This window comes from Xanthomonas sacchari (genome assembly GCF_040529065.1).
Taxonomy (GTDB): Bacteria; Pseudomonadota; Gammaproteobacteria; order Xanthomonadales; family Xanthomonadaceae; genus Xanthomonas_A; species Xanthomonas_A sacchari.
Genome location: NZ_CP132343.1, coordinates 3,627,986 through 3,643,399, shown reverse-complemented (window position 1 = coordinate 3,643,399; position 15,414 = coordinate 3,627,986). Strand labels below are relative to the sequence as shown.

At 63.9% G+C, this 15,414-nt stretch carries 21 protein-coding genes; 14 read left to right on the top strand and 7 right to left on the bottom strand.

Annotation, left to right across the window (positions count from 1 at the left end):
- The first annotated feature begins 142 nt into the window (after positions 1-142).
- The 6 genes from RAB71_RS15350 to RAB71_RS15325 all read left to right on the top strand — a co-directional run bounded on the left by RAB71_RS15350 (position 143) and on the right by RAB71_RS15325 (position 2,927).
- Positions 143-268 (top strand): hypothetical protein, encoded by a 126-nt coding sequence (locus tag RAB71_RS15350; RefSeq protein ID WP_010343229.1) that lies wholly within the window; start codon positions 143-145, stop codon positions 266-268.
- A 233-nt stretch (positions 269-501) separates the two neighbouring features.
- Entirely contained in the window at positions 502-825 is a 324-nt protein-coding gene (locus tag RAB71_RS15345) for a hypothetical protein (protein WP_010343228.1), read from the top strand.
- Positions 826-871: 46 nt separating this feature from the next.
- Positions 872-1,243 (top strand): hypothetical protein, encoded by a 372-nt coding sequence (locus tag RAB71_RS15340; RefSeq protein WP_010343227.1) that lies wholly within the window; start codon positions 872-874, stop codon positions 1,241-1,243.
- Positions 1,244-1,583: 340 nt separating this feature from the next.
- The gene (locus tag RAB71_RS15335) at positions 1,584-1,727 is read left to right on the top strand and encodes a hypothetical protein (RefSeq protein WP_156148505.1); all 144 of its coding nucleotides are present in this window, start codon (positions 1,584-1,586) and stop codon (positions 1,725-1,727) included.
- Between the two features lie 267 nt (positions 1,728-1,994).
- Positions 1,995-2,534 carry a sigma-70 family RNA polymerase sigma factor gene (locus tag RAB71_RS15330; protein WP_029562123.1) on the top strand — a complete coding sequence of 180 codons (540 nt, stop codon included), beginning with the start codon at positions 1,995-1,997 and terminating at the stop codon, positions 2,532-2,534.
- 159 nt (positions 2,535-2,693) lie between these two features.
- Positions 2,694-2,927, top strand: a complete 234-nt coding sequence (locus RAB71_RS15325) for a RebB family R body protein (protein WP_010343225.1) — start codon at positions 2,694-2,696, stop codon at positions 2,925-2,927.
- A 52-nt stretch (positions 2,928-2,979) separates the two neighbouring features.
- Here the strand turns inward: RAB71_RS15325 and RAB71_RS15320 are convergent, their stop codons facing one another.
- Complete coding sequence (locus tag RAB71_RS15320; protein ID WP_167397487.1) at positions 2,980-3,453, bottom strand: hypothetical protein; 474 nt, start codon at positions 3,451-3,453, stop codon at positions 2,980-2,982.
- Between RAB71_RS15320 and RAB71_RS15315 the strand changes: the two genes are divergently transcribed.
- The 5 genes from RAB71_RS15315 (at position 3,407) to RAB71_RS15295 (ending at position 6,743) form a co-directional block, all read left to right on the top strand.
- Positions 3,407-3,856, top strand: coding sequence for a hypothetical protein (locus RAB71_RS15315; RefSeq protein ID WP_010343224.1), 450 nt, complete (start codon positions 3,407-3,409; stop codon positions 3,854-3,856). The two genes, RAB71_RS15320 and RAB71_RS15315, sit on opposite strands and share 47 nt — an antisense overlap.
- Before the next feature lie 42 nt (positions 3,857-3,898).
- Positions 3,899-4,471, top strand: coding sequence for a hypothetical protein (locus tag RAB71_RS15310; protein WP_010343223.1), 573 nt, complete (start codon positions 3,899-3,901; stop codon positions 4,469-4,471).
- A gap of 460 nt (positions 4,472-4,931) precedes the next feature.
- Positions 4,932-5,258 (top strand): RebB family R body protein, encoded by a 327-nt coding sequence (locus RAB71_RS15305; RefSeq protein WP_010343222.1) that lies wholly within the window; start codon positions 4,932-4,934, stop codon positions 5,256-5,258.
- A 69-nt stretch (positions 5,259-5,327) separates the two neighbouring features.
- The gene (locus RAB71_RS15300) at positions 5,328-5,669 is read left to right on the top strand and encodes a RebB family R body protein (protein ID WP_010343221.1); all 342 of its coding nucleotides are present in this window, start codon (positions 5,328-5,330) and stop codon (positions 5,667-5,669) included.
- 216 nt (positions 5,670-5,885) lie between these two features.
- The gene (locus RAB71_RS15295; protein WP_010343220.1) at positions 5,886-6,743 is read left to right on the top strand and encodes a Crp/Fnr family transcriptional regulator; all 858 of its coding nucleotides are present in this window, start codon (positions 5,886-5,888) and stop codon (positions 6,741-6,743) included.
- Positions 6,744-6,906: 163 nt separating this feature from the next.
- Here RAB71_RS15295 and RAB71_RS15290 read toward each other — a convergent pair whose 3' ends face one another.
- Positions 6,907-7,293: a helix-turn-helix domain-containing protein gene (locus tag RAB71_RS15290; protein ID WP_010343219.1), complete on the bottom strand. Its 387-nt coding sequence runs from the start codon at positions 7,291-7,293 to the stop codon at positions 6,907-6,909.
- Between the two features lie 150 nt (positions 7,294-7,443).
- On the opposite strand from RAB71_RS15290, the gene RAB71_RS15285 reads away from it, so the two are divergent.
- Positions 7,444-8,451 (top strand): NAD(P)-dependent alcohol dehydrogenase, encoded by a 1,008-nt coding sequence (locus RAB71_RS15285; RefSeq protein WP_010343218.1) that lies wholly within the window; start codon positions 7,444-7,446, stop codon positions 8,449-8,451.
- A gap of 227 nt (positions 8,452-8,678) precedes the next feature.
- Positions 8,679-9,554, top strand: a complete 876-nt coding sequence (locus RAB71_RS15280) for a hypothetical protein (protein ID WP_138985753.1) — start codon at positions 8,679-8,681, stop codon at positions 9,552-9,554.
- Between the two features lie 114 nt (positions 9,555-9,668).
- Here RAB71_RS15280 and RAB71_RS15275 read toward each other — a convergent pair whose 3' ends face one another.
- The 5 genes from RAB71_RS15275 to RAB71_RS15255 all read right to left on the bottom strand — a co-directional run bounded on the left by RAB71_RS15275 (position 9,669) and on the right by RAB71_RS15255 (position 12,319).
- The gene (locus RAB71_RS15275; protein ID WP_010343217.1) at positions 9,669-10,064 is read right to left on the bottom strand and encodes a hypothetical protein; all 396 of its coding nucleotides are present in this window, start codon (positions 10,062-10,064) and stop codon (positions 9,669-9,671) included.
- A 20-nt stretch (positions 10,065-10,084) separates the two neighbouring features.
- On the bottom strand, positions 10,085-10,441 hold the full coding sequence (locus RAB71_RS15270; protein ID WP_010343216.1) for a hypothetical protein: 357 nt from the start codon (positions 10,439-10,441) through the stop codon (positions 10,085-10,087).
- A gap of 119 nt (positions 10,442-10,560) precedes the next feature.
- Positions 10,561-11,091 (bottom strand): hypothetical protein, encoded by a 531-nt coding sequence (locus RAB71_RS15265; RefSeq protein ID WP_010343215.1) that lies wholly within the window; start codon positions 11,089-11,091, stop codon positions 10,561-10,563.
- A 363-nt stretch (positions 11,092-11,454) separates the two neighbouring features.
- Positions 11,455-11,703, bottom strand: coding sequence for a SymE family type I addiction module toxin (locus RAB71_RS15260; RefSeq protein WP_010343214.1), 249 nt, complete (start codon positions 11,701-11,703; stop codon positions 11,455-11,457).
- Between the two features lie 412 nt (positions 11,704-12,115).
- Positions 12,116-12,319: a hypothetical protein gene (locus RAB71_RS15255; protein WP_010343213.1), complete on the bottom strand. Its 204-nt coding sequence runs from the start codon at positions 12,317-12,319 to the stop codon at positions 12,116-12,118.
- A gap of 233 nt (positions 12,320-12,552) precedes the next feature.
- Here RAB71_RS15255 and RAB71_RS15250 point away from each other — a divergent pair, with 233 nt between their 5' ends.
- Positions 12,553-14,838, top strand: coding sequence for an NACHT domain-containing NTPase (locus tag RAB71_RS15250; protein ID WP_081481978.1), 2,286 nt, complete (start codon positions 12,553-12,555; stop codon positions 14,836-14,838).
- The last annotated feature ends 576 nt before the right edge of the window (positions 14,839-15,414 follow it).

Below are 15,414 nucleotides of genomic sequence, written 5' to 3'. Positions count from 1 at the left end.
AGACAGCGGCGGCCAGATGGCTGGGCATCGTGCCGGACAAGCGCGGCCTGCTGCCCGAGGTCGACGTGCAGCGGCCGGAGGAAATGGGCCCGGCGCTGCAGGCGCGCTACGGCGCCGAGCGCAGGCGCAGGCGAGCGGCCATATGAAGATCGACCACTTCCCCGCGGTCACCGCCTCGCGCGTGCGCCTGAACATCCTGTCCAGCGTGGATGCCGCGCATATCCGCGCGTTCCAGTTGTTCAACGTGGGCGCTTCCGTGACGCCTTGATCCGCACGCCGCTGCCCACGGCGGCGCCCATCGCAGTTCACACGCCATCGGCTGCACCGTTCTTGACGGGAGCGGCCGATGGCGTTTCTGGCGTACGCAACATCGCCATCGGCAACCGGCAGCGGCGACGTAGCGGATGCCGCTGTCCGGGCGCGAAGGCTGCCGGCGCATTGACGGCGCAGCAGCGGTGCCCGTGCAGTGCGGGCGCTGCCATCTAACAGGAGCGTAAGCAAATGAACGGCGATGGGATGTTTTCGGCAGGCACCGCCTGCCAGGAGGGCGGCCGTTTCGGAACGGGCGAAGGCGATCCGCTTTGGGACGATGGCAATGGCTGGAGCGATGAACCCGTGGCCGACGGCAGCGGCCCATGCGTCATCACGCTGTTTCGGACGCAGACGACGCCGAGTGGCAACGGGTATCTGCGGGATGAAGAAGGACTCACGATGGAAATGCTGTCGCCACGCCGGGGCGATAGCGATGCTGCACTGCGCGGCGTACTGAACGACCCACGCCTGCTGGCGATGATCTGGCTATCGCGGCTGCCCCGAGGCAGATGAGGTCGGCGGGTTGTATCCACTCCGTTCCATTCACGGGAGCATGACCATGGCTTACGAAGACGATTTCTACATCCGCGGCAACATCATCGGCTATACCGGCGCGCTGAACAATGCGCCGACTGTGTATTTCGCCAAGGTATTTTCCGACGCGCTGTTGGGGAAGAAGATGTTCGAGTTCGGGCGGATCACCCAGGATCATCCGCACCGCGACAATATCGGGCGCAACAAGGTCCGCTATGCGCGCGATTACGCCATCTACAATCTTCAGTCGGATAACCAAGAGTATGCGGCCGAGTTCTATCAAGGCGATATTCGCCACAGAAGCCGGAATCCGTTCATCCAGGTGCACGAAGGCGATCCGGCGATGGACGCATTGGCCGCCGCGATCGCCAGATTCCCGGATCGGAAGCCGAAATAGCGCCTCGGCGCGTTGAGCGGATGCGGCGGCACCCGCTGGGATGTCACGTTTGTCGCATTCGCCAGTTCCGCGCTAGGCCGCGTAGCGGCGGAGACCTGGTCTTCGCCGCGCCCAACTCGGTTTCCCTTGTGCTGTTCATTGCACGCCGTGTCGGCGCTCGCGAAGACCGCCAGGCATCGCGACCTGCCCGCTGCGCCACTGTGGCGGTGCGGAACCAGGGCTTCATCCATCGTGGAGTAACGCCATGCCTAACGGTGAGGTCGGATCGAGATTGCGTTCTGCATCGATCGGGCTGCGCAGGCGACTGCGGTGGCGGGCGCGCCTGCGCCAGGGTGTGTGCGTGACCCTGGCCTGCGTCGCGGTGGCCTTGGCGCCGTCGTGGGACGCACGCGCCGCGCCGCCGCATTCGCAGGCGCGCCTGCACGCTCGGCTGGGCTGGAGCGACCAGATGGCAATGGAGGCACTGATCAAGCTGTTGCGCTGAGCCGCTCGCAAGACACGATTCGGGCCCGCTGTCCGTGAAGCGGGCCCATTTTTTTGCGCGACTGGCCCACATAACCGCAGCGCCGCCGCTTCAGCCGTATGCAGGTGTAGACAAAGCGCGCGCCCACGCCACACGCCGTGCGGCTGCGCGTGCATTGCGCCCGCGGTTGTCACCCAGGGAACAGCTATTGCCGCCGACCGGCACAGAGACTCGTCGCACAACCGGATTTCGGAGCATGCGATGGAGATGGCAAAGGAAAAGGCAGGCGTGACCGCCAAGCGATTCGTGGAGGCCGACGAGATGTTCACCCGCGCCTGGCGCGCGACGCTGCCGGACCTGCGGCGGCGTGCGCTGCGGCTGGCCAACGGGCGTGCGGACGCGGCCGAGGACCTGCTGTCGGATACCGCGGTGAAGGCGCTGCTGTTCATGCGCCGCTCGCCGGAGGCGATGACCGACCCGCAGGGATTCCTGTTCGTGGTGCTGCGCCACGTGTTCCTGGACCTGGTGCGGCGGCGCCGCGGCGGCGGCGAACCGCTGGACCGCCCATCCGAGGCTAAGGAAGTGGACGCCGTGGCCGATCAAGCAATGACCGCCCTGCAACGCGCCGAGCTGGAGGAGCAGATGGAGCGCGTGGTGGCGGCGGTGGCGGCGCTGAGTCGGGAGCAGCGCCGCCTGTTCGCCTATCGCTTCGTCGAGGAGTTGCCGTATCCGGCCATCGCCAACCTGTTGCGCATCAACCAGCCGCTGGCGCGCAAGCGCGTGGAACTGCTGCGCAAGCGGCTGCGGCTGGCGATGGTGGCCGAATGAGCGCGTCGGCTGCTGTTTCACAAGCCGCCCACGGCGGCGTTTTCCCTCCACGCCGGGCCGTCCAGGGCCGCGGCATCGCGGGCGCCGCGGCGGGGCGTGGCACCGGCCATCCCCGTCGCGGCGCCTACCCGGCAGGCGACTCACCAAGGAACCAGGCTCATGGCAGACAACACGCTCGTCAATTCGCAGATCACCGACGCGGTCACCCAGACCAACGTCAAGGTGGTGGCCGAGGCGCCCGCCCAGGCGATCGCCTCGCTGTACCAGGTCTCCAGCCACTCCACCGGGCTGGCGTTGCAGAACGCGGTGCACAGCCAGCAGGCGCTGAACCAGGTCTCCAACGCCGTGGTGTCCAAGGCGGTGGCGCTGATCATGGCGATCGGCGAGAAGTGATGCAGCGCCGTGGCCCGCGCCGCGGCGGCTGAGGCGGGCACCGATCCATCCATCAGGAGAGTGGCATGTGGCCTTTCGCAAGCAAGAAACCCCCAGGATCGACGGCCGCGGCGCCGACAAGCGCGGCAACGGCGTCAGTATCGGCCGCGGCTGCGGCGCAGACGCCGGACGCGCCTGCGGCGGCACCGGCGACGACCGACGCAGCGCCAGCCCCCTCGGCTGCGGTGCGTGACACACCAGCACCCACTGCGGCCGCGGCGAGCGACCCGTCCGCCACAGCGCCGGCGAGCGACAGCGCGCCGGCCGCTGCAGCCGCCGGCACCGCCGCGCCCAGCAGCACAGCCGAGTCCAGCGCCGATGCCGCAGCAGCGGCAGGTGGCGATGGCGCCGCGCCGCCCACGGCATCGCCTGCGGCTGCGGTCTCGCCGCCGCCACCGCCGCCACCACCGCCGTCCATGTTGAGGACGCTTAACACGCACATGCTCGCGCAGGCCTCGGCGGCCAGCCCGGCCAGCGATGCGCTCAACAGCAAGATCGTGCAGGCCGTGCAGCTCACCAATGCCGAGACCATGGCCTACGCGCCGTCGCAGATCGTGGTCGGCTCGAACATGCTGATCAGCCAGGCCTCGGGCCTGATCGCGCAATCGGCGGCGGTGTACTTCGACGGCGTCAGCAAGATGGCCTTGGCCAGCCAGGGCGTGCTGCTCAAGCAGATGACCGAGAACCTGGCCGAGAACAAGATGGAGCAGGCCGCCGAGGATGCGCTGGGCGTGCTGGCCACCGACGTGCTGGTCGGGGCCGCCGCAGCGGTGGCGGCCGCTGCCGGCGCGCTGGAGGCCGAGTCCGCCGGCTTCGCCATCGACAAGATCGACCAGAGCATCGCCAAGTACGCGGACCTGATGCGCGGCCGCAAGTCCGCGTCCACGTAGGCGTTCGCACCACCGGTTTCACCACACGCACAGGGGAGCACCATGCAAGACAACCAAGCATCCGATTTCGCCACGCTGCGCCAGTTCGCCGAGAAGTGGCTGGGCCGTCCACTGGTCGGCGCCGAGGAAGAGCAACTGCGGCGCTTCGCGTCGGAAACGTCCGCACCGCCGGCAGTGCCTGCCGCCGAAACAGTCGGCACTTCGCCGTCGCTGATCGATGCCGAGCGCCAGCGGGTGCAGGGCCTGATCCAGCAGATGATGCAGAAGATGCAGAACACCCGCGGCGACCTGAACGGCGCCACCGCAGCCAGCGAAGCGGCGGTGCTCAGGGCGGTCCAGTCGGCCAATTCGCTGGATCAGCTGCGGCCGGGCCAGTTGCGTCCGCCGCAGAGCGGCGAGGGCGGCAGCAATCAATTGGTGATGTCGCAGATCGCTGATCGCCTGGCCAATCTCGTGCAGGCCGAAGTGCGCGCGTGCTTCGAGCGTGAGTTCGGCAGCCTGGCCCAGCAGATGCAGGCGGTGGTCGAGGCGGCGCGTGCGCAGGGGCTCATCGCGGCCACGCCGGCCGCGCCGGCCGCGGAGCCGCACGCGCCATCGCCGCCTCCGGCTGCCTGAGTCGTTCCGCGGCACGGCGTCGCCTTCGCGTATTCCACGCGAAGGCGTGCGCCGTGTGCGCGTGTCTGCTGCGCACGAACGTATGGGTGTCGCGTGGCGCGTGTCGCATACGTCGGCTGTGCCGTGTGGCGTATGCCAGGCCCTGGCGCCACGTCCCGGCAGCGAACGCAGCTGCGCGCCATCGGCGATCCAGTCGGTGGCATGTCGCACGCCATCGTCCGTTCGCCTGCGGTACGGGTGAATCGCACTGCATGGTGGCGTAGGCAGCAAGGCGGCCTGCGCCGCCGTGGTTGCAACACGCATCGGTCGAGGTCGCGGCGTATCGCGGTCGATGTTCCTGCGTCGCGCACATCGCGACGACGCCGGCGAGACAAACGCCGCACCGGGTTTCACAGGTTCTGCACTGTCCCGTTTTCAGAGATCGTACGGCGTGGGCCGTACCCCAACCAGGAGCGAACACATGGCATTTCCCACCGCGGTCAACGACCAGATCACCGATGCGGTCACCCAGTCCAACGTGAAGGTCATCGGCGAGGCGCCGGCCTTTGCGATGGCGTCGATCTACCAGAGCATGGCGCACTCGACCGGCATCCTGTTCGAGAACGCCGTCTCCGCGCAGCAGCAGCAGAACACCCTGGCGCAGGCCGCGGCCAACCAGGGCGTCATGCAGATCTACAGCCTCGATTCCACCGCCGCCGCCGGCGCCACCGAGAAGGTCGCGCAGACCGGCGTGTCCGACAACCTCACCAGCCTGCTGACCGTGCTCAACGCGTTCAAGCAATCGTAAGCCACGCGCGCTAACGCCGCCGCCAGGCCGCGCTAGCCATGCAACTCCCTTCCTAACGAGGACCGTTCCATGGCCTATCCCACCGCAGTCAACAACCAGATCACCGACGCCGTCACCCAGTCCAACGTCAAGGTCATCGGCGAAGCGCCGGCCTTCGCGATGGGCTCGATCTACCAGAGCCTGGCGCACTCCAGCGGCATCCTGTACGAGAACGCGGTCGCCGCGCAGCAGCAGCAGAACACGCTGGCGCAGGCGGCGAACAACCAGGGCGTCATGCAGGTGTACAGCCTGGACACCACCGCGGCCGCGGGCGCGTCGGAGAAGATCGCCCAGACCGGCGTGTCGGACAACCTGACCAGCCTGCTGACCGTGCTGCAGGCGTTCCAGGGTTCGCCCTACAGCAAGGGCTAAGCCCGCAAGGCACGACGTCACGCGGCTGCGTGGCGCCGTCCGGCTGGACGCGTCGCTCCGGTCCCGACACGGGCCGGAGCGACGCCATCACCACGCGGCCATTGCCGCCCTTTGATGACCCACTGCACTCGAACGGCACGCGCCTTGGCTGCCTGCCGCGACAGGGTGCGTTCGAGGCCCTGGCGCCACGCCCCCTGCGCCCAGGGAAGGGGAACTATGGACCTTCCTGCAATCGCCGATTTGCAGCGCGCCGACCGCATCCTGCCGGCCGACGCCAGCGACGCCCCGCCCGCGGATGCGGCCGGTGCCCGCCATCGCCCGTTGCTGGAGCGCTCGGCCGTGTTCCAGGGCATGCCGGCGTCGGCGCTCGATTACCTGCTCGCGCACGCCAGCGAATGCGCCCTGGATTCGGGAAGCGTGCTGTTCTTCAAGCACGATCCCAGCAGTTTCGTCGGGGTGGTGGTGCAGGGGCGCCTGTACAAGGTGCTGTACGGGCCCGATGGGCAGGAGTTGATCGTCGGCACCATCGAGCCGGGCGGGCTGGTCGACGAACAGGCCTTGCTGGAACAACATGGGCGCAGCTTCACCGCCATCGCCTTCGGCCCGAGTTGCGTGCTGAAACTCGCGCGCCGCCATTTCGCCGCGCTGATGACGGTGCCGCTGTTCCAGCAGCGGATCGATGCACTGCTGCGTCTGCGCCTGCGGCAGACCCTGGACAGCCTGGAAAGCATCTGCCTGCACCGCCTGGAAGTGCGCCTGGCGCGCTACGTGCTGCATCAACTCGAACTGCAGGCGCCGCACGCGGGCGGCGGCGATACGGTCGCGCTCCCGCCGAACCAGAGCATCCTGGCGGCGATGCTCAACGCCAGCCGCTCCAAACTCAATGCGCAACTGCAGCGCTGGGTCCGCAGCGGCCTGGTCAGCCGACGCCGCCACCTGTTGCGCGTCCACGACCTCGGCGCGCTGTATGCCAAGGCCAGCCTGCAGGGCGCGGCGGCGATGTCGGTGTCGGACGGCGAGGGCACGCCAGCGCGTGCCGCCTGTCCGCCGTGGACCGATCGCCGCGCCGACTGAGGCCACTGCTCACCGATGGCGGGATCGAATGCCTGCCGCGCGTTCGCCGCACGCGCCGTGTGGGATCGCAACGCAGTCCTGACCTGAGCGGCTTGTGGTCATGCGATACCAACGGCACCGACACCAGTGCTCGACCCGTTCCAGGGAAGCGCTTACGCGACCATCAACTCGCCACTGTCTCGCGACCAACGCAGTCCGGTGCTGCGGCCGGTGCGCGCGACAGTTCGCTGCTGCGATACGCCTCGCCCCATTCGCGCAGGCTGATCAGCACCGGCGCGAGGGAGTGGCCCAGCGGCGTCAGCGCATATTCGACCTTGGGCGGCACCTGCGGATAGACGTGGCGCACGATGACGCCGTCCTCCTCGAGCTCGCGCAACTGCAGGGTCAGCATGCGCTGCGTGGCATTGGGAACCAGGCGCGTCAGTTCCATGAAGCGCTTCTTGCCGGAGAGCAGGTGGAACAGGATCACCGGCTTCCACACCCCGCCGATCACCGAAAGCGTGACTTCGACCGCGCAGCCGCTCTTGCCATCCAGACGTTTCAGACGCATGGTCGTTGTACCTACAAAATTGATAGTACCTGCGAAAATTGTACGTTCTTGCGATGCAGGAAGTGCATCCCGACAATGCCTGCAACGCGGTGTCGCTGCAACTGATGCGGCGCTGTCCCTCGCCACTTTTCCGCTAAGGATGTCGTGCCCATGAAAGCCATCACCCTGCGCCAGCCCGCTGGCCTCGAGAACCTCCGCCTCGTCGATCTGCCCGATCCCGGCCAGCCGGGCGCCGGCGAACTCCGCGTGCGCGTGCATGCCAGCTCGCTCAACTTCCACGACCTGGGCGTGGTGACCGGGCGCATGCCCAGCGCCGACGGCCGCATCCCGATGTCCGACGGCGCCGGCGTGGTCGAGGCGGTGGGCGAGGGCGTGGACGAGTTCGCCGTGGGCGACGCGATCGTCTCGACCTTCTTCCCGACCTGGCTGGACGGCGGCCCGACCATCGCCGATTTCGCCACCGTGCCCGGCGATGGCGTCGACGGCTATGCACGCGAATACGTCGTTCGTCCCGCGCACTGGTTCACGCACGCACCGCGCGGCTACAGCCACGCCGAAGCGGCGACGTTGACGACCGCCGGGCTCACCGCCTGGCGCGCACTGGTGGTGGATGCGCGCCTGAAGGCCGGCGACACCGTGCTGGTGCTCGGCACCGGCGGCGTGTCGATCTTCGCGCTGCAGTTCGCCAAGCACATGGGCGCCACCGTGATCGCCACCTCGTCCTCCGACGAAAAGCTCGCGCGTGCGCAGGCGCTGGGCGCGGACTTCACCATCAACTACCGCCGCGACACCGACTGGGCAGCCAAGGTGCTCGACTACACCAACGGCCGCGGCGTCGACGTAGTGATCGAAGTGGGCGGACCGGACACGCTGGGCCAGTCCATCCGAGCCTGCCGCATCGGCGGCCATATCGCGTTGATCGGCGTGCTGACCGGCATTGCCGGCCAGGTGCCGACGGTGGCGCTGATGCAACGCCACCAGACCCTGCAGGGCCTGATCGTCGGCAGCCGCCGCCACCAGCGCGACATGGTCCGCGCCCTCGACGCAACCGGCATCAAACCGGTGGTCGACCAGACCTTCGCGCTGGCAGATATCGCCGATGCGTTTGCGCATCAGGCGGCGGGGAAGCATTTTGGGAAGTTGTGTTTGTCGATTTGAATCGGGCGGGCCAAGGAAGACATGGCCGAGTCAGGAGGTTGCCAACGCCGCTGCACGGCCCTGGCGATCTTCGATGTCGGCATCTTGGCCGACGAGCAGCATGGAACGCTGCTCGTGGTGGTAGGCTTCACGCGCAACGAGGCTCAAGCGTCACGGATGTCTGGTGACGGCAGCGCTTAGCGCCATCCTCAGTGTTCCTGCCGTTACGCGCTATATCTGGGGGTGGCGTGAAAAAGTACCTTTCCGTTTCTCTGGTCATTGTCGCCCTCATTGCAGGGCTGATGGTGCGTGGCGTTGTCGGAGGCGAGAAGCGGGTTGGCGATCTCAGCGGCGATGAGGTGTCAATTCCCTCTGCAGTCGAACCCAGGGGAACGCCAAGTGACGGTGTCCATGTCGAATCTGGTGTCGCCAGATCGCGATCGGCGGAATATCTGTCCAGGTTTGAAGCAGTAAAGGATAAGGCGTTGCGTGGGGATGCAGCGGCTCAATTGGAGCTGTCCCGGATGTACGACCGCTGCTTCTCCGTCAGCATGTCGCGGCAGCAGTATCTCTCCGGTGTGGATGCCATGGCACTTCAAGTGGGCAAGGCTGCAGCCGCCATGAAGGCAACTGCCAGGCGCATTGCAGACGACTGTGCGTTGGTTGGAGGTGGTTCTCCCATTCCGCTTGATGCGCAAAAGGAATGGTTGAAGGCATCTGCGGCTTCAGGAAATCTGGCTGCAAAAATAAGATTTCATGTGAGATATGCGGGCGAGGCAAGGGGGAGTGTCACCGATCTGGTGCAGGCGGCGGTCGAGAGGCGAGATTCCGAAGCCATGTTCGAACTTGCGGATTTGCTGTCGACTCAGTCGTCCGATGCAGAACTGGGGCCGTTTGAGGCCGTTGCTGGGGATGAGACATCCGCATATGCCTGGGGAATCGTCGCGTGTCGGATGGGTGCGGAGTGTGGTGCTGGATCGGCGGTCATTGAAGGGTCTTGCTTGAATGGTGCCTGCGCCTCGAACTACGAGCAGTTGGTTCGCAATGACCTGTTGCCCAAGGGAGAGGGTGAGCGCTTGGATAGAAACATAGCGCGCATAGATTCTCTGCTTGGTCGGAGATGAACGTCCCATCCAATTGATGGGGTTCCGCCTTCGCAAAGTGGGGATGGCGGCATCGTGAGTAGCTGGTGGTTGCGTAAGTTCCGCCACGGAACCGCGCCGGCGCGGCCTGACGGGCTAGTCGCCCGCCACGAAGTAGACCATGCGCCAGCCCTGGTCCGTCTTGGAGAAGCCTGCGCGGTAGCCGATACCGGCGTGCGTCGGGCATTGAATCAGGTTCTTGTCGACATACCCGCATGCGTGCGCCGTGAGCCGGGCAAGCATGCGCAGCTTGGATGGCGATGTGCGCCAGCTCTGGATGGCCTGGTCGGCATCGCCGTCCCCACCGAAGCTCCAGACGAACTCCTGCACCATCAGCCTGCGAAGGGACTGCAGATCGCGGTGCGCCGCGGCCCGATGCGCGGCGGCGATGGCCGCGCTCGCGTTCTTCGGGAGCTTGGGATGCGGCGTACCGGCGAGAGCGCCGATCGGCGACAGCAGGGCGAAGCAGATGGCGGCTTTCAGGATCGTCATGGGAGTCGCGCCGCGCGTCGTCATGGTTTCGCGAGCGCAGCGCCGCACTTCCGGCATTCCGTGCGCGCCTGCCGATGGCCTTGTGGCGCGTTGAGCGCCGCACAGGCGTCGCAGAAGCGCGTCAAGTGAATGCTCTGCCAGAGGCCGTAGCCCACGACGGCGGCCGCAAAGACGAGAAACAGGGGCGGGGCGCCGGTCGCCCAGAAGAAGACCAGCATCAGTCCATTCGTCGCGATGCTGCCCACAATGAGGACCCGCCGCTTCAGGGGCGCATTCTTGTTGAAGGTGAAGAACGCCAGCGCCACAAGCCCGATCGCGGCCCAGAACCCGAATAGGTAGGGATAGAGTTCGTTCAACTGTTGGGGCGTGAGGTGCATGGATGTCCTGTCCGGATGCAGATGTGCTGGTCGAAGTCTAGGGCCTGGCGACATCAGGCGCGCGACAGCCTGCGATGCCCTGGTGTCATCGCGTGGAGGCGGCTGGCCCGGGCGCGCAATCAGGTTCCCGCATCGCGCTGCGGAAGTGCGGCACCGCAGGACGAGCAGAAACGATCGGCATGGTCCACGCGGTGGCCCGACGGGCACTTGGCGACGCTGAGCAGCCACGGCTTGCGGTACACGGAATACAGCATCGAGAAGGCCATGCCATAGAAAAACATCCAGTGCCCGGAGAATCCGCGCAGCAGGGTGGGTGTCACGCCTGGCGCTTTCGGTTGGTCGCCCGTCAGGTGGGCGACGATCAAGAAATTCACGATGGCGTAGGCGAACAGGCCGTAAGTGGCGTATCGCATCCAGCGTGGAGATCCCGCCAGCGAGCGCTTCCAGCTATGGCGGGATTTCAGGGTGTGGTTGAGCCGCAGGGAAAGCAGCACGGTCGGCAGCCAGACGATGAAGACGCCGAAGTGCATGGCGAACACGGCCTCGCCGCCTGGCGGCACATACCCGGCAAGCGCCATCACGTGGACGATGAGGCTGAGGACGAAGCCGAGGGCGGCGAGCACCATCAAGGGAAGCAGGAGCGCGATCATGCGGTGGCTGCGATGTGAGTGCGGTGCGTTAGGGCGGTGGCCCTAGGGCGGTCACGTGAATGGCCGGGCTATCGACAAGTCTACAGAGGGAAGTCCAGCCTGAACCCTGCCGTCTCCGGCCGGCCAGCGCGCAGACCACTATCGGCGCTTCGTGCTGGATGCGATCGACCCGGACGAGACTGCAGCCATCCGCCTCAACTTGCAGCGGCAACACGCGATGGGCAACGACCGCTTTCGAGAGGCGGTTGAAGGCTAGCTTGGCCGTCGAACTGGCGCTGCACGCATGGGCGGCCATGGAAAGTCAGATCGAAGTAGAAGAGGGCAGGTGCACTCTGCCCCTGTTTTCCGTGGGCGACCGCCGTGTCAGTCCTTGCCGGCTACGCTCACCACCAGTTCGCCGTCGTGTACCTGCACGCGCAGGGTGCTGCCGATGGTGAAGCCCAGTTCTTCCATCCAGCGGCCGCCCAAGCGCAGCGCGGGCGTGCGCTTGCCGTTGGCGGAGTGGCCGCAGCCGACGGTGCACTGCTGTGGCGGGCGTGGGCGGCGAGGCGGTCGCGAGGCGCGGGCAAGATCGGCGGCGTTGGCGGCGGCGATCTGTTCGGGTGTCAGCATGGGGATGAGCGACGACTCGACGATCGTCCACTGCGGGCAGTGGCGATGCTTGTGCGACTTGCGCTTGCAGGGAGCGGCGGAGCGGGGTGACGGTTGACGCATGGCACAGCCTCCTTGGCAGACAGGAACCCTCGCCGAACGGCGACGGGATGTCGGGAGGTTAGAAACCGCAGAGAGCCGGCGGGCTTATTTCCCCGAAGGGTGTTGTATTCACCGCCCTCCCGACGCAGACAGCGCGTCGGAGTGTGCCTGCGAACAGGCACAAAAAACCCACCGGTTTGACGGAGGTGGGTGCCGCTCTCTGAGGAGTTTCTACGCTCCTTGGAAGGAATGTTGCTACTGGTTTTTGGGCATGTCAACTGGTATGGACTGCGGCGCGAAGATGCGCTTTGAACCTGACCCGTTATCGAACCTAACCCCGTTTCTGCTTCATCCATCGTGGCGATTCCGCCAGCGAGCGTTTCCAGCCATAGCGGGATTTCAGGATGCGGTTGAGCCGCAGTGCGATCACCACGTTCCGAAACCACACCGCGAAAGCGCCGAAGTACATGGCGAACACGGCATCGTCGTCTGGCAGGACATACCCGGCAGGGACCGAGTCGCGGGTCAGGTCCACTTAGAAAGTCAACCTGCCCCTGTTTATAGCTGCCAGCGGCTGACCAAGCGCTACCTCGCAGAGACGAAAAAACTATCATGTCCGCGATTACGTGCCCATCACCAACTAGCCAACCCGCTCTGGGCAAGCTAGCAGGTAACTGGCAAACTGGGCCATGCCCGTCCAATTCACGCCAGCCGGCCTCCACGTAAGGCGGGAAAATTCAAGGCGGAAACGCCAGAAGGGAGTTTAACATGACCGCACAACTCACAGAGAATGAGACTTCCATAGAGTTTGAGCAGAGAGGGGTTGAGCTCGCGCGCGCACTTCATGATCCGTCTGGAGTCCAAGGTGCATTGATGATAAACGGGCGAGAACGTGATGGCGTATTTGTCTCCCACGAAGACATTAACGCCTACGAGTTCACGCTCATGCGTACTAAGGACAAAGCGGAGAAAGACGCTGGCAAGTTGGTGGAGCTTCTTGAACATCTCTCAAAAGTTCCCGAGAATTCATTTAAGACCACCACCGGATGGTTTGTTACCCGGGATGAGCCAACAGCCGACCAGCGCACGGCCGTCAACTTCATCGCGCGGAAAGCTGGCCGCCAGATTCATGCGATCAGTATTGCTCAAATGTACAAGCGGATCTGTAATTCCGAAATGTACATCCAGGGGCGTGACAAGGCCCCCTTTGGAAGCACCGTTTTTACACCGGAGAGATCAGGTAAGCCAGTTCGCGTGCGTGTTCAGTTAGTGAGCTCAAGCGGCGGGATTTCATTGACTGAAGATATAGCAAGAGCGTTAGCGGATGGTCAGCGAACCTTAATTATCGGAGACTACGGGACGGGTAAGAGTCACGCATTGCGCGACATTTATTCATTCCTTCGTAAGGAACACTTTCGGCATGGTCACCTCAATCCCTTTCCAATTCACATCAATCTGCGGGACTGCGTCGGGTTGAGGACACCTGCTGAAATCCTCCGCCGCCATGCGGAGGAAATCGGCTTTAGCCACGCCAATGGTTTGATCTCTGCTTGGCGTGCAGGCCTTTGTGCGCTGCTACTGGATGGCTTCGACGAAGTGTTGCCAAGTAGATGGCTTGGAAGCGTAGCAGACCTAAAGCGCGTACGATGGGAAGCTCTCGCTCCAATCCGCCGTCTTGTCGATGAAAGCCCGGCTAGCGTCGGCGTGGTTGTAGCTGGCCGCTCTCACTACTTCTCGGGCACGGCCGAGATGACCGAGGCCCTTGGCTTCAAGCCCCGGGAAATCCTGTCCATGCTTGACTTCGACGAAGAACAGCTCGCCGACTTTCTAAAGCAATCGGGCGCAACTTGGACGCTGCCGGAATGGGTTCCCACACGCCCCCTACTTCTCGGTTACCTCGTCACTTTGGGAGAGGACTCATCCGGAGCAATTGCGTCGTCCGTGAGTCGCGCAGAAGGGTGGCGCGCATTCCTTGATGCCATTTGCATACGTGAAGCGAAGATGTTCAGTGCGGTACGCCCTGAAATCATTGGCCAGATTATTTCACGTGTCGCCACGATTGCCCGAGGAGGAACATCGGCGACTGGGCCAATCTCAACAGAACAACTCCGCACGGCCTTTGTTTCAGTCAATGGTTTTCAGCCTGACGAAGAAGGTATTCAACTTCTTCTTCGACTGCCAGGTCTTACAGCGGCGTTTGGTCCTGGCGGTGAGGAGATGCGCTCGTTCGCAGATGAAGACTTGGCGGAAACCGCCTACGGGCTTGATCTGGTGACCTTTATTATTAACCCCTACGATGAAACAAACCCGCTGGCTAGCCCGGCAGCATGGATAAATGCTTCTTCCGGATTGGGTGCGGAGGTTGCCGCAAGTCATCTCCTAGCCGATGCCCAATCATCTGGAGTGGTATCAGCAGTCATCACAAAACGGCAGAGAGCTGGGAAACATGATGCCGTGCTGGCAGATCTTCTCGCTATAGCGGCAGCTATGCCCATCGATGGACTAAAAGCTCAAGGACATTTTCTTGTTGCAGGCGTCGCGTTCGAAGAACTCCAGATAGTCGAACACCCTATCTATGGCGGTACGACCTTTCAGGACTGCCTCATCGAACGCCTCGACCTGAGCGGAATCGACGAGCATTCAGCGGCGCCACACTTTCAAAGTTGCGTCATTTCATACATGGAAGGGCTCGCAAGTATTCCAGAGTGGCTCAAAACCAACTTTGTAAACACCGAGATCGAGCGCTTTAGCACTGCAGCGCAGACTACCGCTGGAATAATGCAACTAAAAATTGACCGAGAGTCGCGGGTTGCATTGACTGTGCTAAAGAAGGTCTTCAGCCAACGTGGCTCTGCTCGAAAGGAGGGTGCTCTCAGTCGCGGGCTTGCTCCAAACGATAGGGTGATTGTGCCAGCCGTACTCGCAGAACTTGTATCGAAAGGGTGGATCCGCAAAGAGGATTCAGGCAATAATGTTCTCTACGTAGGATCCAAAGATCGGCGCAAGGAGGCCCTTCGCGCATTGGAGGCACCTAATGATTTCCGACTTCAATAGGTGTAGCCGGTGCCAATTGCTTGGGTTTAGGTTGAGCCACCCCTATGCTCGGACACCTTAAAGCGAGGACAATCCTCGCACGCAGGTGTTCGATGCAGACGCGACAACGGCCACTGCGGAATTCAAGCGGTAAGGGATGTCGTTACTCAAGGCGGGAGATCGGCCAGAGGGCGTGATCGCGGGAGTTAGGCATCCCGCGCAACCGTCTCTACAAGTGGGCCGCAGATCTAGATGCGAAGGGCGCGGCGCCTTTGGCGGCAGTGGCCGGCCCGCTGTAATTGGGTTAGGTTCACTTAGGAAGTCAACCTAACCCCGTTCCCTTTGCGCTTAACTCTTTTTCTTTGGGTTGTGAATCGGTAGCGTTGGATGCTTAGGGGCTGTGGGCGGATCTACGCGACGCCTTCTGTCGTCTTGGCCATCGTCTCGTTTCGGCTTTGGTCCTGGTTTGATGTTGAACATAAAAAATCCTATCTCATTGATATGTGAGTATTTTATTTAGTCTGACTGTGGTGCATTAACGAAAGTCACGAATAAGGCGGTCAGATCACTTATCAGTCGGTCTGGATGCTTTGCATG